Here is a 16,392-nt window from a genome sequence, read left to right as displayed (position 1 = left end):
CCCCGCCGCCCGTCTTAGCTAAGGTCTACCGCGATGCGTACCAGCCAATATCTGCTTTCCACTCTCAAGGAAACCCCGTCCGACGCCGAGATCATCAGCCATCAGCTGATGCTGCGCGCCGGCATGATCCGCAAACTGGCCTCCGGCATGTATGCCTGGCTGCCGTCCGGTCTGCGGGTTCTGAAAAAAATCGAGAACATTGTTCGCGAAGAGATGAACAATGCTGGTGCCATCGAGGTCTCCATGCCGGTGGTTCAGCCCGCCGAGCTGTGGCAGGAGTCCGGCCGCTGGGATGACTACGGTCCCGAGCTGTGCCGTCTGACCGACCGTCACAACCGTCCCTTCGTACTGGGCCCGACCCACGAAGAGGTGATCACCGCGCTGATCCGTTACGAAGTGAACAGCTACAAGCAGTTGCCGCTGAATCTGTACCAGATCCAGACCAAGTTCCGCGACGAAGTTCGTCCCCGTTTCGGCGTGATGCGTGGCCGCGAGTTCCTGATGAAGGACGCCTACTCCTTCCACATCGACAAGGCCTCCCTGGTCGATACCTACGAGAAGATGCACGCCGCCTACTGCAAGGCGTTCACCCGCATGGGTCTGAACTTCCGTCCGGTGCAGGCCGATACCGGCTCCATCGGTGGTACCGGCTCCCACGAATTCCAGGTGCTGGCCGAGAGCGGTGAAGACCTGATCGCCTTCTCCGACAGCTCCGATTACGCCGCCAACATCGAGATGGCCGAGGCGCTGGCGCCGGCTGGCGAGCGCGCCGCTGCCACCGCAGCCCTGACCAAGGTTGCGACCCCGAACGTCCACACCATCGATGAAGTGGCCGCCTTCCTGAGCGTGGCCCCGAGCACCGTCGCCAAGACCCTGCTGGTGCTGGGTGAAGCGGACGAGCACGGCAACCAGGCCGTCATCGCGCTGGTGCTGCGTGGCGACCACGAGCTGAACGAAATCAAGGCCGAGAAGCTGCCGGGTGTCGCCAACCCGCTGACCTTCGCCAATGACGAGCAGATCAAGGCAGCCGCCGGCTGTGATGCTGGCTCTATCGGCCCGGTCGGCTTTGCCGGTCGCATCATCGCCGATCGCAGCGCCGCCCACCTGGCTGACTTCGTCTGTGGCGCCAACGAGACCGGCTTCCACCTGACCGGTGCCAACTGGGATCGCGACATCACCACCTATGAAGTTGCCGACCTGCGCAACGTGGTGGAAGGCGACCCGAGCCCGTGCGGCCAGGGCAAGCTGCTGCTCAAACGCGGCATCGAAGTGGGCCACATCTTCCAGCTGGGTACCAAGTACTCCGAAGCCATGAAGGCGAGCGTGCTGAATGAAGGCGGCAAGTCCGTCACCATGGAGATGGGTTGCTACGGCATCGGGGTTTCCCGCCTGGTGGCTGCCGCCATCGAGCAGAACAACGACCAGTACGGCATCATCTGGCCGGACGCCATCGCCCCGTTCGAAGTGGCCATCGTACCGATGAACATGCACAAGTCCGTGCGCGTTGCCGAGCTGGCCGAGCAGTTCTACGCCGAGCTGAAGGCCGCCGGTGTCGACGTGCTGTTCGACGACCGTAAAGAGCGTCCGGGCGTGATGTTCGCCGACATGGAGCTGCTGGGCGTGCCGCACGGCATCGTCATCGGCGAGCGCGGCATGGACAACGGCGTGGTGGAGTACAAGTGCCGCCGCACCGGCGAGAAGCAGGAAGTGGCCATCAGCGACATCGTCGCCATGCTCAAGGCCAAGCTGGGCCGTTAATCCCGCCCCTTGCAGGTATAAAAAAGCGCGCCGATGGCGCGCTTTTTGTTTCTGTATTCTGACGATGGCAACCGGATGACGGCGGCCTTTTGTCAGGGATTGCGACCGATAAAGAGATCGGTCACGTGGCAGCTGCTTCTGGCTTCCAGTGCATCCAGCATGTAGGCGGCGGCATCTTCCGGGGTCATGAAGCCGCTGCTGTCCACGTGATCCGAGTTGTCCCAGAATTCACTGCGGATCCCGCTCGGATAGAGGTTCACCAGCCGCAGCGGCGAGCCCTTCAGCTCGGCCCGCAAGGATTCGAGAAAGCCGCGCATCCCCCATTTGGAGGCGCAGTAGAGACTCTCGTTGGCCTTGCCCACCTGGGCGGCGGAAGAGAGCACATTGGCCAGCACCCCGCCCTTGTCGCCGATGAGGCGCACCGTCTGCTGGGCCACCAGAATGGTGGAGATGAGATTGCTCTCCACCACCCGGCGGATCTGCTCGGCGGTATAGACGCCGACCGGGCCGAACTCGCCCACGCCGGCGCAATGCAGCACCAGCTCGGGCAGGCCGCCCCACTCCACCGCGGCGGCAAAGGCGACATCCACTTCCTCATGGTGCGCCAGATCGGCGGCAATGCCAATCACCGCCTTGCCGAGCAAGGCTTCCTGCTCCTGCAGCTTCTGATAACGACGCCCCATCATGGAAACCTGATGGCCCCGTTCAACCAGACCTATGGTCAAGGCGCGGCCCAAGCCGGATCCCGCCCCCGTCACTATGATATGACCCATGTTCGTTCCTCGCCGGATGCCGCCATCGGGATGATGAGGGCATCGTCACCAGAGATTGCCAGTATTTAGAAGGTGAATTCGCCGCCGATGAACCAGCCGTCTACCCGCTGGTCAACGCGATCGAAGTCCATGCTCGCATCACGCCAGCCGGCACGCACCTTGAGCGGTACGGTCGCGAACTTGTAGGAGCCACCCAGACGGTAGTCGTAGTTGTCGGCATCCTGCACGCGGGCATCGCCGAAAGCAGCAAAGCCGGTACCCGGGATACGCAGTTCGGCGCCGGTGTAGGCCATCAGCACGTCCTTGTCATAGGAGTAGTGCTGGGTGTTGAAATCGCCATCGTAGCGACGACCGGTCAGACCCAGGTCGATCTGGAACAGATCGTTGTTGAACAGGCGATAGTAAAGGCTCAGGTCATAGGCCATCAGATCGTTGTTGAGGGCGCCGCCGCTGGTGCCGAAATCGGAGATCTCGAACTTGGCGTTGGGCAGCAGGATGATACCGTGCTCCAGTTGCAGGTAGCCGCTCCAGTTGTAGTTCTCGTCGTAGCTGCCGTTGGCCCCGACACCGTTGATCTGGCCGCTGCCCTGAGCATTCCATACATCGGCACCGGCGGCAAAACGCCAGTCATCGGCAGCCATGGCAGCCTGGCTGAACAGGGCCAGCACACAACCGGCAATCAAGGTCTTCTTCATCACGTTACTCTCTTGTTGGACTGGAAAGGCCATCATTTTACCCAGAGCGACGGGAATACACAGTGTAAAAAGCTGAACAAGCGTCCATTAATGTCAGTGCTGCATGCCTGCCATGGGTTCAACCGGCTTCACCGGCAGGCTCAGCTCCAGCTGCTGGCCATCATCCATGGTCAGCGTCAGCGGGAAAGGGGTGCCCTGGGAGAGCTCACGCACCTCGAACAGCATGATGTGGAAACTGCCGGGCTTGAGCGCCACTTCCCCCTTGGCCGGCACCTCTATGCTCTCGACCTGGCGCATCCTCATCACGCCGTTCTCGTGCAGATGAGTGTGCAGCTCGGCACGGCCCACCTCGGGCGAGGCGGCAGCCACCAGCTTGACCGGCTGATCGGCATCATTCTTCAGCACCAGGAAGGCGGCGGTATTGGGAGAGCCCGGCGGCAGCAGGCGCACATAACCGTCGACGGCCTCGACCTTGGCCAGGGCGGGAGCGGCCAGTCCCAGGGCCAGCAGGGAATAGAACGCACGTTTAAACATGGTTGAAATCCTTTTATGATGTTGTTAAACGCAACAAAGCTTACCGCAGCGGTAAGCCTTTGACAGCCAGCAATAACAAGGATTTAGACATGGACCCCATTATCATTGCCGAGCAGCAGGATGGCTTGCTCACCTTGACCCTCAATCGCCCCGACAAGCGCAACGCCCTCAATACCGTCATGTATCGTGCGCTCACCGAGGCATTGCGGCAAGCGACGGCGGATGACGCCATCCATGCCCTGCTCATTCAGGGACAGCCCGACTGCTTCACCGCCGGCAATGATCTGGCCGACTTCATGGGCAAGACGGGGCTGGATCCCGACGACCCCATCCTGCAATTTCTGCATACCCTGGCCGACTTCCCCAAACCGGTGATCGCCGCGGTCGGCGGCGCCGCGGTCGGCATCGGCACTACCCTGCTGCTGCACTGCGATCTGGTCTATCTGGCCGACAATGCTCGTCTGCAACTGCCCTTCGTCGAGCTGGGGCTGGTGCCGGAGTTTGCCTCAAGCCTGCTGCTGCCGCGCAGCGTGGGTCACCTGAAGGCAGCGGAGCTGTTGCTGCTGGCCGAAGCCATCGATGCCGACGAGGCGCTGCGACTCGGCCTTGCCAACCGGGTGCTGACGGCCGAAGCCCTGCTCCCCTTTGCCAGGGAGCAGGGTCTGAAGCTGGCGGCCAAAGCGCCCAGGGCGCTGCAAAAGAGCAAGGCGCTGCTCAAGCAGGAGCTCAGGCAGGCGGTGCACTTCGTCATCGATCTGGAGGCGCGCGCCTTCTCCCTCGCCCTGCAGGGGGAAGAGGCGCAGACGCGGATCGCCCAGCGCCTCAAGGGCCGTAAATGATCCTCAGTTGAGGCGAAAACGGCCGATCAGCTCGCAGCCCTGCACCTGATCCTGCAACTGGATCAGGCGAGCGATGTCTGGATTGGGGTGGCGCTTGAGGAAAGAGAGCAGCGCCGCCCGGCAGCAGCCCAGTTCACTGATGAGGGATTCACACTCCCGGTTCGGACACTGGGGCACCAGCGCAGTGACCAGCTCGGAGGCCAGCTTGAGGTAGCGCAGCTCGTAGGCAGGCTCCTCCATGGCGCGCCAGAAATCGGCCAGCCGGTGGCAGGTCGCCACCCGCATGCTGGCCAGTTCATCCAGATCGCCGTCACTCAGTTCATACACCTCGGCGAGGGCCTGTTGATAGAGGCAGATGGCGGCGCCGAGCGCGCCGGCGCCCAGCGCGTTTTCAGCCTCCAGCATGTAACGCTGCCAGATTTGATGGGTCATGCCGATCTCCCAGGTTGATGGGTGGGACTTTTATCATGCCCAGTTGAGAATGAATATCAACCCGATATTTTGTGCAGGTTCTAACCAGCTGGCGGTGCACGGCTTGGCTCCCACCCCGGCATGGCTTACCATGGGCGCTCATCTTTCAGGATCCCTCTTCCCATGCTGCGACCCCGTTTACCCCAGGCGCTGGGCTGCTCGACCCTGTGCGTGCCCCGCCTGCTGGTCTGGATCTATTAGCTGCGCTCCTCGCGTCATCCACCCCTATCCATTTGAACGAGGAAACAGCCATGAAACCCTGCCAACACTGGTCGCAGGTCGAGTACCTGCATCTGACGGTGAGCAACCCCAACATCCACCTGAAGGGGGGCCACAGCTACTACTCCGGCGCCTGGGACGGCCCCTTTGAAGAGCATGCCGTGCGCTATCTGCACGGCGACCGTTTCAGCCGCAACCCGGAGACCGGCTGGGAGCCGCTCTGGCACATCGATCAGCTCCATATCGGCGACTATGTACAAATAGCCGCCGGGGTGAAGATCATCATGGGTGGCAACCAGACCCACAACACGGCCTTCATCAGCACCTATCCGTTTTCAGATGTGGAGGCGCTCCGGCGCAGCTACCGCCCGGCCGGCGACACCCGTATCGGCAACGATGTCTGGCTCGGCATGGACGCCATGATCATGCCGGGGGTCACCATCGGCGACGGCGCCATCATAGCGGCACGAACCCTGGTCAATCAGGATGTGCCGCCCTATGCCATGGTGGCCGGTACCCCGGCCCGAGTGATCAGGATGCGCTTTGAGGAGGACGAGATTGCCCGTCTGCAGGCGCTGGCCTGGTGGGAGTGGCCAGATGAACAGGTGCAGGCCCTGCTGCCACTGATCCAGCAAGGCGAGGTGGCCCTGCTGGAACAGGCTGCCGCCCGCTGGGGAGAGACCCGACCATGATGCAGCGGGGGGCCATGGCCCCCCGCTTTCATCCTGTCGCTCAGTTGCCGCTATCGGGCTGATTGACCCAGCACTGCTTGCCGGGGTAGCCGGGCAGATCGGCCGCCTTGTTGCTGCACGCCAGTCGCTTGGCCTGATAGAGGCGATCCGCCAGGTTGGCGCTGTCGATCGGCAGCCAGTCCATCTGCCGGCCAAGCCAGCTGGCCCAGGCGAACTCGACAAAGTAGACCTGCTCCCGCTTGTCGAAATAGCCCGCATCCTGCAGCAACCCGGCCAGGGTGCGATAGGGGTAGTCGGGTAGCAAGTCGATGCGGCTCGGCAACTGTTCCGGCGTGAGGGGCCGCCCCTGCTCGTCCTTGAGCCAGGCCCAATGATTGCCCTGCATCTGGCTCCAGAAGCTGGCCTTGTCCTGCAGCCTGGCGATCACCTTGACCCGAACCTGCTTCACCCCGAGTTGCCACAGCGCCTTGGTCAGATGGTGTCTGTCCACCAGCCAGTAGCCGCCATCGGGTGCGATGACGATGGGGATCTCTTTCTTTTTCATCACCTTGTCGAGCTGTTTTGCGCTCTTGCCCGTCAGCTCGGCCTGGGTGTTGTCGACCTGGATCTGGCCCACGCCTCCCTGGGTGGGGTGCAGCGCGGCAATGTTTGCCTCGCACCAGCTGCCGACCTGGCTCTGCCGCTCGCACGGCGCTAGCGCCCAGGCCCCCTGACTGATGGCCAGGGCCAACAGGATCCATGTTCTCATCGCTTGCTCCTCTCCCCGGATTGGGAGTCAACGTGGGCGCCAACGTCCCCTGCCGAGGGACTCATACTGGCGGTCTGACCAGCAAACGGGATATCATGATTTCCCGTCTGTCGGCGACCACTTATCGCCGAGTTTTCTCCCCGCTTCACACTATTTGAAGGATTAACCATGAAAGGATGGAGTCTTCTGCTGGCCCTGCTGGGCAGTGCCTGTGTCCAGGCTGCCGATGTTCCGCCCGGCACCCAGCTCGCCGCCGAACAGGCCGTCGTGCGTCATCTGAAAGACGAACCGGCGAGCCTGAGTCCGCTCAAGCTGGTCGGCCTGCCCGAACTGCAGGTGCTGCGGGATCTCTACGAGGGGCTGCTGACCCAGGGGCCGGACGGCAAGGTACTGCCTGGGGTGGCCGCCAGCTGGGACAACCAGGGCAATCAGCGCTTCACCTTCCATCTGCACCCGGACGCCCGCTGGTCGAACGGCGATCCCGTGCAGGCCGCCGACTTCGTCTACGGCTGGCGCAAACTGGTCGATCCCAAAGAGGCCGCCACCTTTGTCTGGTTCGCCCAGCTGGCCCGCTTCGACAAGGTGGACGACATAGTGGCCGGCAAGCTGCCCCCCGAGGAACTCGGCGTGAAGGCCCTCGACCAGCATACCCTGCAGGTGACCCTCTCCCAGCCGGTGCCCTACTTCCTGAGCCTGCTGACCCACCCCAGCCTGTCGCCGCTGCATCGCGCCAGCATGGAGCAATACGGCAACCAGTGGACCCAGCCCGGCAAGCTGGTCGGCAACGGCGCCTTCGTGCTGAGTCACCGGGTGGTGAACGAGAAGCTGGAGCTGACCCCCAACCCCTACTACTGGGATCGTGCCCATACCGTGCTGACCAGGGTCACCTTCGTGCCCATCAACCAGGAGAGTGCGGCCACCAACCGCTATCTGGCCGGTGACCTGCACATCACCGAGTCCTTCCCCAAGGAGCAGTATCACAAGCTGATGCAGCAGATCCCGGGCGAGGTCTATACCCCGGATCAGCTCGGCACCTACTACTACGCCTTCAACACCCAGCGCGCCCCTCTCAACGATGTGCGGGTGCGCAAGGCGCTCTCCTACACCATCGATCGGGGCCTCATCGCCAACAAGATCCTGGGTACGGGTGAGAAACCGGCCTATCACTTCACCCCGGACGTGGTCGCCGGCTTCGAGCCCAAGGCCAACCTGCTCTCCAGCAGCAGTCAACGGGTCCTCGACGACAAGGCCAGAGCCCTGCTCAAGGAGGCGGGCTACGGCCCGGCCAACCCGCTCAAGCTGACCCTGCTCTACAACACGGCCGAGGTGCACAAAAAGATGGCGCTGGCCATCGCCAACCTGTGGAAACAGAAGCTGGGGGCGCAAGTCGAACTCACCAACCAGGAGTGGAAAAGCTATCTCGACAGCCGCCAGAGTGGCCAGTTCGAGGTGATCCGCTCCTCATGGGTGGCCGATTACAACGATCCATCAGCCTTCCTCGGCCTGTGGGGCTCCCACCACAGCGGCAATATGGCCCGCTTCGCCAACACCGGCTACGATGCCCTGCTGGCCAAGGCGGCCAACAGTCAGGATCCCCGTGAACGGGCCCGGCTGTTCGATGAGGCCGAGGCCGTACTGCTGGAGGAGGCGCCGATCGCCCCCATCTATCAGTACACCAACGCCCGGCTGATAAAGCCCTGGCTCAAGGGTTACCCCATCAACAATCCGGAAGACGTGGCCTACAGCCGCCAGCTCTACCTGGTCAAGCACTGATCCTGCCCGGGGCCGGCCATGCCGGCCCCAATCTTCTGCCATCGCCCTCTGTTCATGCTCAAGTTTTCGGCATAAAATGCCGCCCTTTCAGGCAACCACCCCCTCAATCACCGGTTTGTTATGCGTTTTGTATTGATGATCTCTCTGCTGCTGACCCTGCCCGCCCAGGCGGCCAGCGAAACACAGTGCCGCCAGGCCTTCACCGAATGGATGCTGGCCCAGCAGCAACAGTTCAGCGACCGCAAGGCCAGCAAGATGGAACGGCGCAGCGCGGAGCGGGCCATCGACCAGGTGCGCAGCGAGTTCTCGAAGCGGGAGAGCTTCTGCCAGGCCATGGAGTGGGTGGAACACAACCGGGATCAGGATCCTCGCTTCACCCCGCGACTGGGGGAGATCCACGACTTCACCCCGCCGACCGACTCGCCGTCATAACGTCATAAAAAGCCCCGAACCTGCGTTCGGGGCTTTTTTTCAGGGCATGGCGGGTGCCGGCATCAGTCGACGTAGAAGGTCTGCTGGAAGGTCAGCGTCTGCTGCTGCCCCTCCCCCATGATCTTCAGGGTGAACTGGTAGGTATCCTCGTTGCGATAGGGCAGCACCGCCAGATAGTAGATGGCGTTGCCCTCCTTGACCTCCTGGAAGGTCAGGTTGCGGATGGTGCCGGTGAGGTTCTTGGCCTCGCCGGTGATCCCCACCGCCTGGGCCACCCCCTGCTTGTTCTGCACAGCGATATTGACGATGCCGTTGTAGCGACTGCGCTCCAGGCCATAGGCCTTGGCCACCTCGGGGGTGAGGAAGCTGGAGTTGAAGGCGCTGTAGTGCACCTGCCAGGGGCCCAGCTCCTTCATCTGTTCGGCCCGCAGGGGCAAGGTCAGCAACAGTGCCAACAGGCAGCTTATCCAGGCTGTTTTCATGGTGTCATCCTTCTCGTGTTAACCCTGATTGTCCAGCAGAGCACTGACCTCGGCGGGGATCTGCCTGGGCGCCTCGATGGCGACCGTCTTGTGCCGTCCCAGCTCCCCCCGCACGATGCGAACCTGCCCTTTGGCCACCTTGAACTGCTTGGCCAGATACTTGATCAAGTGGCTGTTGGCCTGACCATCCACCGGCGGCGCCGTGATGGCCACTTTCAACTCTTCTCCGTGCAATCCGACGATCTGATCCCGACTCGCCTTGGGCTGGATCATCAGATGCATTATCAGCTCATCCCCTTCCCGCAGGACGGCTGCCATCAAATCATCCACCACAGCTGGCCGAACAGATCCCCCAACAGATAGTTTATGGCCTGCAGCCCGATAAAGGCGACCAGCACGGAGAGATCCAGCCCGCCCAGCGCCGGCAGAATGCGGCGAATAGGGGCCAGGAAGGGCTCGGTCAGCTGGTGCATCACGTACTCGATGGGGTTGCGACCCTGGCTGACCCAGCTCAGGATGGCACGGATCAGCAACACCCAGAAGATCATGGAGCCGGCCTTCTTCAGCACGGTGAGGGCGGCAAACAGGCTGAGGGTGAGCCAGTCGGCCAGCAGCACGTTCATGCTCTTGAGCAGCGCCAGCTTGGAGAAGGCGATAAGCAGCGCCAGCAGCACCGAGGCCAGATCCAGCCCGCCCAGCCCGGGAATGACCCGGCGCAGCGGCACCACCAGCGGATTGGTCAGCTTGACCACCATCTGGCTCATGGGGTTGTAGAAGTCGGCACGGGCCCACTGCAGCCAGACGCGCAACAGCACCACCATGAGATAGAGGTCAAAAATTGTATTAATCAGAAAGTAAGCAGTGTTCATCTGGGCTCCAGGTTGCAACTGAGAGTAACGAAAATCGGGTTCAGAACAGGGTTTCCATTTCGCCGGCCCGAGCAACGGCCGCCTGCATGGCTTGCGCAGTCAGCGGCATCAGCCCCTGCTGCTGGAAAGTCTTGATCGCCTCGGCGGTGGTGCCACCCTTGCTGGTCACCTGCTCGCGCAGGGTCTGCAGCGACAGCTCGGGATTCTGCTCGACCATGGCAGCCGCGCCAAGGGCGGTCTGCTGCACCAGCAGGCGGGCCTGCTCGGGGGAGAAGCCCATGGCCTCGGCCTCCTCGGCGATGGCCTGCATGAACAGGAAGAAGTAGGCAGGCGCACTGCCGGCCGCGGCGATGACGCCGTTGATACCGGACTCCTGCTCCACCCAGAGGGTTTTGCCCACCGCCTGCATCATCTGCTCGGCCAGCTCACGATCGGCCAGCTCGATGCCGGCCGGGGCGTACAGCCCGGTCATGCCCAGCCCCAGCAGAGACGGGGTGTTCGGCATGGTGCGGATGATTCGGCCGTGGCCGCCCGCCATCTCCGCCAGCCGTGCCACCTTGATGCCGGCGGCGATGGAGATGAGCAGCTTGCCCTCCAGCGTGCCCAGCGCCGTCACCAGCGCGCTCAGCATGGCCGCCATCAGCTGCGGCTTGACCGCCAGCACGATGACTTCGGCCGCCCGGGCCGCCTCGGCGTTGTCCTGGGTGACGCGAATGCCGTAGTCGCCAGCCAGCGCATCCAGCTTGGGCCGGCTTGGGTTGGCGGCAATGATCCGGTCAGCCGGGTAGCCCGCCTGGACCAGGCCGGCAATGATGCTGCGGCTCATGTTGCCAGCCCCGATAAAGGCGAGGGTTCTGTACTGCATCAAACACTCCTGTGATCTGAAGAAAGCAGAGCCCGCACGCACCGCATCACGGGCTCCTGCTCATGAATAGTCGCGGGCACCGAAGATGGCGGTACCGACCCGCACCATGGTGCTGCCGTGGTCGATCGCCAGTTCGAGATCCTCGGTCATCCCCATCGAGAGGGTGTCCACGCCCGGGTATTGTCGCGCAAGCTCGGTGAACAGAGTCTGCATACGCGCCATCTGGGCGGCCAGCACAACCTCGTCGCTGGTGTGCTCCGGAATGGCCATCAGACCGCGCAGCCGCAGCCGTTCGCAGCGGGAGACCAGTTCGGCCAGACGGAAAATCTCTTGCTCCGACGTTCCGGATTTGCTGCTCTCTCCGCTAATATTGATTTGCAGACAGATATTTAGCGGCGCGAGCCCGGCCGGGCGCTGGTTGTTGAGGCGTTCGATCAGCTTCTCTCTGTCCACGCTCTGTACCCAGTCGAACCGCTCGGCCACCAGCTTGGACTTGTTCGATTGCAGCGGGCCGATAAAGTGCCACTCTATGTCTGTACAGGTCCCCTGCTCACGCAGGGTATCTATCTTGGTGGCCGCTTCCTGGGCGTAGGATTCGCCGAAGCGGCGTTGACCGGCGGCATAGGCCTCGCAAACGGCCTCCAGCGGTTTGGTCTTGCTGACCGCCAGCAGCTGGATGTGATCGCCGCGTCGGCCAGCCCGGCTGGCGGCTTGTACAATACGTTCCTTTACCTGAAGCAGGTGCTCGGCAATCTGGCTCATGTTTCGTTCGTGATCTAGTGATGGGAGAATGACAAATCTATGGATATCACAGAGTTATTGGCTTTCAGTGTAAAACATAAAGCCTCGGATCTACACCTCTCGGCCGGGGTTCCCCCGATGATCAGGGTTGATGGCGAGGTTCGCAAGATCAATTTGCCCGCCCTGGAGCATCGGGAAGTACACGCCCTCATCTATGACATCATGAACGACCACCAGCGCAAGGAACTGGAAGAGAACTTCGAGGTGGACTTCTCGTTCGAGGTGCCGAACCTCGCTCGCTTCCGGGTCAACGCCTTCCAGCAGGCGCGCGGTTCCGGCGCGGTATTTCGGACCATCCCCAGCACTGTGCTGAGCCTGGAAGATCTGGATGCCCCGGAGATCTTTCGCAAGATTGCCGAATACCCCCGCGGCTTGGTGCTGGTGACCGGTCCGACCGGCTCGGGCAAATCCACCACCCTGGCGGCCATGGTCAACTACATCAACGAGAACTTTCATCACCACATCCTCACCATCGAGGATCCCATCGAATTCGTGCACGAGAACAAGCGCTGCCTGGTAAACCAGCGGGAAGTGCACCGCGATACCAAGAGCTTCAGCAACGCCTTGCGTTCGGCGCTGCGGGAAGACCCGGACATCATACTGGTGGGTGAAATGCGTGACCTCGAGACCATTCGCCTTGCCATGACCGCGGCCGAGACCGGCCACCTGGTGTTCGGCACCCTGCACACCTCGTCGGCGGCCAAGACCATCGACCGGATCATCGACGTCTTTCCCGGTGCGGAAAAAGACATGGTGCGCTCCATGCTCTCCGAATCGCTGCGGGCGGTCATCTCCCAGACTCTGCTCAAACGCATCGGTGGCGGCCGGGTGGCGGCCCACGAGATCATGATGGGTATTCCTGCCGTGCGAAACCTCATCCGGGAGGACAAGATCGCCCAGCTCTACTCGGTGATCCAGACCGGGATGACCCACGGCATGCAGACCATGGATCAGAGCCTCAAGCAGCTGGTGAGTCGCGGCATGGTGGCGGCGCTGGATGCCAAGGCCAAGGCGGTCGATCCCAACACCATCTAACCACGACGAATCTAGGGAAGGAGTCGTTATGAATCTGGATGCCCTGCTGACCGAGCTGGTCGCCCGCAAAGGCTCGGATCTGTTCATCACGGTCGGCACGCCGCCGACCCTCAAGCTCAATGGCCACCTGCAGTCACTGGCAGAAGCGCCCCTCGACAAGGCAAGGGCACTGGCGCTGGTCAAGGAGACCCTGAGCCCGGAGCACTTCGAACGCTACCTGCGCACCAAGGAGGCCAACTACGCCATCCACCGCGAGGAGCTTGGCCGCTTTCGGGTCAGCGCCTTCTGGCAGCAGGAGCTGCCGGGCATGGTGCTGCGCCGCATCGAGACCCGCATCCCCACCTTCGACGAGCTGGCACTGCCCCCCATATTGCAGGAGATCGCCCTCGCCAAGCGCGGACTGGTGCTGTTCGTCGGTGCCACCGGCGCCGGCAAGTCCACCACCCAGGCGGCCATGATCGGCTATCGCAACCAGCATGTGGACGGCCACATCCTGACAGTGGAAGATCCGGTGGAGTTCGTGCATCAGCACGGCCGCAGCCTGATCACCCAGCGCGAGGTGGGCATAGACACGGAGTCGTTCGACGTGGCGCTGAAGAGCTCGCTGCGCCAGGCGCCGGACGTGATCCTGATCGGCGAAATCCGCAGCCAGGAGACCATGGAGTTTGCCCTGCAGTTTGCCGAGACCGGTCACCTCTGCCTCGCCACCCTGCATGCCAACAACGCCAACCAGGCTCTGGATCGCATCTTGCACCTGGTGCCCCAGGAGAAACACCGCCAGTTCCTGTTCGACCTCTCCTTCAACCTGCGTGCCATCGTGGCCCAGCAACTGCTGCCCAGCCCGGATGGACGGCGTCGTTTTGCCGCCTTCGAGGTGTTGCTCAACACCCCGCTCATCACCGACATCATCCGCAAGGGGGAGATGCACCGGCTCAAGGAGGTGATGACCAAGTCCACCGAACTCGGCATGCAGACCTTCGATCAGGCGCTGTTCGCCCTGTTCTGTGCCGGCCAAATTGGCTACAGTGAGGCCCTTGCCCATGCCGACTCCGCCAACGACCTGCGACTGCTGATCAAGCTGTCGGGCCGAGAGCAGCTGGGTTCAGGCACACTCGACAACGTCACCCTGGATGAATGAGGGGCGTGCGTCACCGCTATAAAGGATCGTTATGCTGATTGTGGTTTCCCCGGCCAAGACGCTGGACTACGAGTCGCCGCTGGTGACTTCCCGTTTCACTCAACCCGAGCTGCTGGACCACTCCGCCGAACTGATCGGCCGCGCCCGCCAGTTGAGCCCGGACCAGATCGCCAGCCTGATGAAGATCAGCGACAAGCTGGCCGGCCTCAACGCCGCCCGTTTTGCCGACTGGCAACCCGACTTCACCCCGGCCAACGCCCGTCAGGCACTGCTGGCCTTCAAGGGAGATGTCTACACGGGGCTGGCGGTGGAAGATTTCAGCGAGGCGGATCTCGACTTCGCCCAGGCCCACCTGCGCATGCTCTCTGGCCTTTACGGGGTGCTGCGTCCGCTCGATCTGATGATGCCCTACCGGCTGGAGATGGGCATTCGGCTCGACAACGCGCGCGGCAAGGATCTCTATCAGTTCTGGGGCGACATCATCACCGAACACCTGAACAAGGCGCTGGCCGCCCAAGGGGACGAGGTGCTGATCAATCTCGCCTCCGACGAGTACTTCAAGTCGGTACGCCCCAAGGCCCTGCAGGGGCGCATCATCACGCCGGTGTTCAAGGACGAGAAGAACGGACAGTTCAAGATCATCAGCTTCTACGCCAAGAAGGCACGCGGCATGATGGCCCGTCACATCATCAAGCACAGACTCACCAAGGTGGAACAGCTGACCGGGTTCAACAGCGATGGCTACTACTTCGTACCGGAAGAGTCCGATGCCAACACCCTGATGTTCAAACGCGCTGAAAATTAATTACGACCCGAGGGAACCAATTTCAGGATCCTCCAGTCTGAATAGGTGAATCCTCTGTTGTAAGCACTTTTTATTGGCCGACGTTTATGCGTCGGCTTTTTTCTGCCCGACATTCGGCCCATCAAACGCCAAAAAGCACAACGGCCATCCGGGGATGGCCGTTGTGGCGGGCAGGCTTACTTCTTTTTCTTCTTGGCAGACTTCTTCTTGTCGTCCTTCGGCTTTTTCTTCTTCACCGGCACCCGCGCCTCCTTGTGCTTGGGACGCAGCTCGTCGATCACCCGGCGCTTGAGGCGCTCTTCGGTGTAGCGTTCGATCTTGGCCACCATGGCCATGTCGTGGGCCTCCACCAGGCTGATGGCGCAACCGCGGTTGCCGGCGCGGCCGGTACGGCCGATACGGTGAACGTAAACATCGGCGCCGTAAGGCATGTCGTAGTTGATGACGTGGCTGACGTTGGGCAGGTCGATGCCGCGGGCGGCAACGTCGGTGGCGATGAGGAAGGGCACCTCCCCTTCATGGAACTTGCGGATCGACTCGATGCGCTTGGCCTGCTCCATCTCGCCACGGATCCAGGCGCAGGGCACGCCCGCCGCCTGCAGCTGGCCTGAGAGCTCTGCCAGCCGCTCGCGGGTCTTGACGAAGATGATGGCCTTCTGGGTTTCCGGGTTCTTCAGGATGTGCACCAGCAGGGCCAGCTTGTGGGCAGCGTCGTCGGCCAGGTGAACCCACTGGGTGATCGGGCGACGCTCGCTGCGCGGCGGCTCGGCGTGCAGCTCCACCGGGTCCTTCAGGATATCGTTGGCGAACTTCTCGAGGCCAGCCCCTTCCAGGGTGGCGGAGAAGAGCATGGTGTGCTTGCGATAGCGCGCCTCTTCCACGATGCGGTTTACGTCCTTGATGAAGCCCATGTCCAGCATGCGATCCGCTTCATCCAGCACCAGCACCTCGATGTCGTGGCTCTCGAACTCCTCTTTCTCGATGTACTCGAGCAGACGGCCCGGGGTGGCGACCACTATGTCGGTGGTCTTGGTCAGGGCCGGCAGCTGCTCTTCGTGGCTGACGCCGCCGATGATGGTCTCGATGCTGAGGTTGGTGTGGGCCGCCAGCGCCTTGGCGTGAGCGGTCACCTGCAGCGCCAGCTCGCGGGTCGGGGTCAGTACCAGCATGCGGCAGGGGCCCGGCTTGCGGCGTGGGAAGTCCAGCAGATGCTGGAGCGCCGGCAACAGGAAGGCGGCGGTCTTGCCGGTGCCGGTCGGGGCGGATGCCAGAATATCGCGGCCGTCCAGGGCTGGCTCCAGCACCATCTGCTGGATGGTGGTGGGGCGGGTGAAACCCATCTCGGCCAAGGCCCGGTTGAGGGCTGGATTCAGGTCGAAATCATCAAAGGACTGGCTCATGGCAATACTCGGTCATTAAGGAAACGGCAGATTATAGGCGATTATGTCGTCGGCTCCTATGGT

At 62.3% G+C, this 16,392-nt stretch carries 19 protein-coding genes; 8 read left to right on the top strand and 11 right to left on the bottom strand.

The window, feature by feature from the left end; genetic code table 11:
- Positions 1-33 precede the first annotated feature (33 nt).
- Positions 34-1,758: a proline--tRNA ligase gene (locus AB5Y98_RS09965; RefSeq protein WP_017787582.1), complete on the top strand. Its 1,725-nt coding sequence runs from the start codon at positions 34-36 to the stop codon at positions 1,756-1,758.
- Positions 1,759-1,850: 92 nt separating this feature from the next.
- On the opposite strand, the gene AB5Y98_RS09960 is transcribed toward AB5Y98_RS09965, so the two are convergent.
- From AB5Y98_RS09960 to AB5Y98_RS09950, 3 genes are all read right to left on the bottom strand, one after another.
- Complete coding sequence (locus AB5Y98_RS09960) at positions 1,851-2,531, bottom strand: SDR family oxidoreductase (protein WP_005304962.1); 681 nt, start codon at positions 2,529-2,531, stop codon at positions 1,851-1,853.
- Positions 2,532-2,596: 65 nt separating this feature from the next.
- Positions 2,597-3,226, bottom strand: coding sequence for a TIGR04219 family outer membrane beta-barrel protein (locus AB5Y98_RS09955; RefSeq protein ID WP_010636188.1), 630 nt, complete (start codon positions 3,224-3,226; stop codon positions 2,597-2,599).
- 93 nt (positions 3,227-3,319) lie between these two features.
- Entirely contained in the window at positions 3,320-3,760 is a 441-nt protein-coding gene (locus AB5Y98_RS09950) for a copper chaperone PCu(A)C (RefSeq protein ID WP_010636187.1), read from the bottom strand.
- 89 nt (positions 3,761-3,849) lie between these two features.
- Here AB5Y98_RS09950 and AB5Y98_RS09945 point away from each other — a divergent pair, with 89 nt between their 5' ends.
- On the top strand, positions 3,850-4,599 hold the full coding sequence (locus AB5Y98_RS09945; protein WP_368231836.1) for an enoyl-CoA hydratase-related protein: 750 nt from the start codon (positions 3,850-3,852) through the stop codon (positions 4,597-4,599).
- 3 nt (positions 4,600-4,602) lie between these two features.
- On the opposite strand, the gene AB5Y98_RS09940 is transcribed toward AB5Y98_RS09945, so the two are convergent.
- Positions 4,603-5,031: a DUF2753 family protein gene (locus tag AB5Y98_RS09940; RefSeq protein WP_025201166.1), complete on the bottom strand. Its 429-nt coding sequence runs from the start codon at positions 5,029-5,031 to the stop codon at positions 4,603-4,605.
- A gap of 290 nt (positions 5,032-5,321) precedes the next feature.
- Here AB5Y98_RS09940 and AB5Y98_RS09935 point away from each other — a divergent pair, with 290 nt between their 5' ends.
- Entirely contained in the window at positions 5,322-5,981 is a 660-nt protein-coding gene (locus AB5Y98_RS09935; protein ID WP_368231835.1) for a CatB-related O-acetyltransferase, read from the top strand.
- Between the two features lie 40 nt (positions 5,982-6,021).
- On the opposite strand, the gene AB5Y98_RS09930 is transcribed toward AB5Y98_RS09935, so the two are convergent.
- Positions 6,022-6,729, bottom strand: coding sequence for a ParB-like protein (locus tag AB5Y98_RS09930; RefSeq protein WP_368231834.1), 708 nt, complete (start codon positions 6,727-6,729; stop codon positions 6,022-6,024).
- A 168-nt stretch (positions 6,730-6,897) separates the two neighbouring features.
- Here AB5Y98_RS09930 and AB5Y98_RS09925 point away from each other — a divergent pair, with 168 nt between their 5' ends.
- On the top strand, positions 6,898-8,502 hold the full coding sequence (locus AB5Y98_RS09925) for an ABC transporter substrate-binding protein (RefSeq protein ID WP_368231833.1): 1,605 nt from the start codon (positions 6,898-6,900) through the stop codon (positions 8,500-8,502).
- Positions 8,503-8,622: 120 nt separating this feature from the next.
- Complete coding sequence (locus tag AB5Y98_RS09920; protein ID WP_005304992.1) at positions 8,623-8,934, top strand: hypothetical protein; 312 nt, start codon at positions 8,623-8,625, stop codon at positions 8,932-8,934.
- 62 nt (positions 8,935-8,996) lie between these two features.
- Here AB5Y98_RS09920 and AB5Y98_RS09915 read toward each other — a convergent pair whose 3' ends face one another.
- Genes AB5Y98_RS09915 through AB5Y98_RS09895 form a run of 5 tightly spaced genes read right to left on the bottom strand, consistent with a single transcriptional unit; the run spans position 8,997 to position 11,912 of the window.
- Positions 8,997-9,416, bottom strand: coding sequence for a DUF4426 domain-containing protein (locus tag AB5Y98_RS09915; RefSeq protein WP_005304995.1), 420 nt, complete (start codon positions 9,414-9,416; stop codon positions 8,997-8,999).
- A gap of 18 nt (positions 9,417-9,434) precedes the next feature.
- Positions 9,435-9,734, bottom strand: coding sequence for a DUF167 family protein YggU (yggU, locus tag AB5Y98_RS09910; RefSeq protein ID WP_011707385.1), 300 nt, complete (start codon positions 9,732-9,734; stop codon positions 9,435-9,437).
- Complete coding sequence (locus AB5Y98_RS09905; protein WP_368231832.1) at positions 9,734-10,285, bottom strand: YggT family protein; 552 nt, start codon at positions 10,283-10,285, stop codon at positions 9,734-9,736. Before AB5Y98_RS09905 ends, yggU begins: the two co-directional genes overlap by 1 nt.
- Before the next feature lie 40 nt (positions 10,286-10,325).
- Positions 10,326-11,150 carry a pyrroline-5-carboxylate reductase gene (gene proC / locus AB5Y98_RS09900; RefSeq protein WP_368231831.1) on the bottom strand — a complete coding sequence of 275 codons (825 nt, stop codon included), beginning with the start codon at positions 11,148-11,150 and terminating at the stop codon, positions 10,326-10,328.
- A gap of 60 nt (positions 11,151-11,210) precedes the next feature.
- Positions 11,211-11,912: a YggS family pyridoxal phosphate-dependent enzyme gene (locus AB5Y98_RS09895; protein ID WP_368231830.1), complete on the bottom strand. Its 702-nt coding sequence runs from the start codon at positions 11,910-11,912 to the stop codon at positions 11,211-11,213.
- A 39-nt stretch (positions 11,913-11,951) separates the two neighbouring features.
- On the opposite strand from AB5Y98_RS09895, the gene tapT reads away from it, so the two are divergent.
- Genes tapT through yaaA form a run of 3 tightly spaced genes read left to right on the top strand, consistent with a single transcriptional unit; the run spans position 11,952 to position 14,929 of the window.
- Positions 11,952-12,986, top strand: coding sequence for a type IVa pilus ATPase TapT (gene tapT / locus AB5Y98_RS09890; protein WP_005305010.1), 1,035 nt, complete (start codon positions 11,952-11,954; stop codon positions 12,984-12,986).
- A gap of 28 nt (positions 12,987-13,014) precedes the next feature.
- Positions 13,015-14,124 (top strand): type IVa pilus ATPase TapU, encoded by a 1,110-nt coding sequence (gene tapU / locus AB5Y98_RS09885; protein ID WP_368231829.1) that lies wholly within the window; start codon positions 13,015-13,017, stop codon positions 14,122-14,124.
- A 31-nt stretch (positions 14,125-14,155) separates the two neighbouring features.
- Positions 14,156-14,929: a peroxide stress protein YaaA gene (gene yaaA / locus AB5Y98_RS09880; RefSeq protein ID WP_117405568.1), complete on the top strand. Its 774-nt coding sequence runs from the start codon at positions 14,156-14,158 to the stop codon at positions 14,927-14,929.
- A gap of 176 nt (positions 14,930-15,105) precedes the next feature.
- On the opposite strand, the gene srmB is transcribed toward yaaA, so the two are convergent.
- Positions 15,106-16,329: an ATP-dependent RNA helicase SrmB gene (gene srmB, locus AB5Y98_RS09875; RefSeq protein ID WP_117405567.1), complete on the bottom strand. Its 1,224-nt coding sequence runs from the start codon at positions 16,327-16,329 to the stop codon at positions 15,106-15,108.
- Positions 16,330-16,392 lie beyond the last annotated feature (63 nt).

It is taken from the genome of Aeromonas sp. s3 (assembly GCF_040907805.1).
Lineage (GTDB): Bacteria > Pseudomonadota > Gammaproteobacteria > Enterobacterales > Aeromonadaceae > Aeromonas > Aeromonas dhakensis.
The sequence above is the reverse complement of the archived record's forward strand: the minus strand, read 5'-3'. Positions and strand labels throughout refer to the sequence as shown.

Coding starts and splice junctions, on each gene's coding strand:
- AB5Y98_RS09960 (WP_005304962.1), bottom strand. CDS start 2,531: ATGGGTCATATCATAGTGACGGGGGCGGGATCCGGCTTGGGCCGCGCC.
- AB5Y98_RS09955 (WP_010636188.1), bottom strand. CDS start 3,226: ATGAAGAAGACCTTGATTGCCGGTTGTGTGCTGGCCCTGTTCAGCCAG.
- proC (WP_368231831.1), bottom strand. CDS start 11,150: ATGCAGTACAGAACCCTCGCCTTTATCGGGGCTGGCAACATGAGCCGC.
- AB5Y98_RS09920 (WP_005304992.1), top strand. CDS start 8,623: ATGCGTTTTGTATTGATGATCTCTCTGCTGCTGACCCTGCCCGCCCAG.
- AB5Y98_RS09965 (WP_017787582.1), top strand. CDS start 34: ATGCGTACCAGCCAATATCTGCTTTCCACTCTCAAGGAAACCCCGTCC.
- AB5Y98_RS09950 (WP_010636187.1), bottom strand. CDS start 3,760: ATGTTTAAACGTGCGTTCTATTCCCTGCTGGCCCTGGGACTGGCCGCT.
- AB5Y98_RS09895 (WP_368231830.1), bottom strand. CDS start 11,912: ATGAGCCAGATTGCCGAGCACCTGCTTCAGGTAAAGGAACGTATTGTA.
- srmB (WP_117405567.1), bottom strand. CDS start 16,329: ATGAGCCAGTCCTTTGATGATTTCGACCTGAATCCAGCCCTCAACCGG.
- AB5Y98_RS09930 (WP_368231834.1), bottom strand. CDS start 6,729: ATGAGAACATGGATCCTGTTGGCCCTGGCCATCAGTCAGGGGGCCTGG.
- AB5Y98_RS09925 (WP_368231833.1), top strand. CDS start 6,898: ATGAAAGGATGGAGTCTTCTGCTGGCCCTGCTGGGCAGTGCCTGTGTC.
- yaaA (WP_117405568.1), top strand. CDS start 14,156: ATGCTGATTGTGGTTTCCCCGGCCAAGACGCTGGACTACGAGTCGCCG.
- AB5Y98_RS09935 (WP_368231835.1), top strand. CDS start 5,322: ATGAAACCCTGCCAACACTGGTCGCAGGTCGAGTACCTGCATCTGACG.
- AB5Y98_RS09940 (WP_025201166.1), bottom strand. CDS start 5,031: ATGACCCATCAAATCTGGCAGCGTTACATGCTGGAGGCTGAAAACGCG.
- AB5Y98_RS09905 (WP_368231832.1), bottom strand. CDS start 10,285: ATGAACACTGCTTACTTTCTGATTAATACAATTTTTGACCTCTATCTC.
- tapU (WP_368231829.1), top strand. CDS start 13,015: ATGAATCTGGATGCCCTGCTGACCGAGCTGGTCGCCCGCAAAGGCTCG.
- tapT (WP_005305010.1), top strand. CDS start 11,952: ATGGATATCACAGAGTTATTGGCTTTCAGTGTAAAACATAAAGCCTCG.
- AB5Y98_RS09945 (WP_368231836.1), top strand. CDS start 3,850: ATGGACCCCATTATCATTGCCGAGCAGCAGGATGGCTTGCTCACCTTG.
- yggU (WP_011707385.1), bottom strand. CDS start 9,734: ATGGCAGCCGTCCTGCGGGAAGGGGATGAGCTGATAATGCATCTGATG.
- AB5Y98_RS09915 (WP_005304995.1), bottom strand. CDS start 9,416: ATGAAAACAGCCTGGATAAGCTGCCTGTTGGCACTGTTGCTGACCTTG.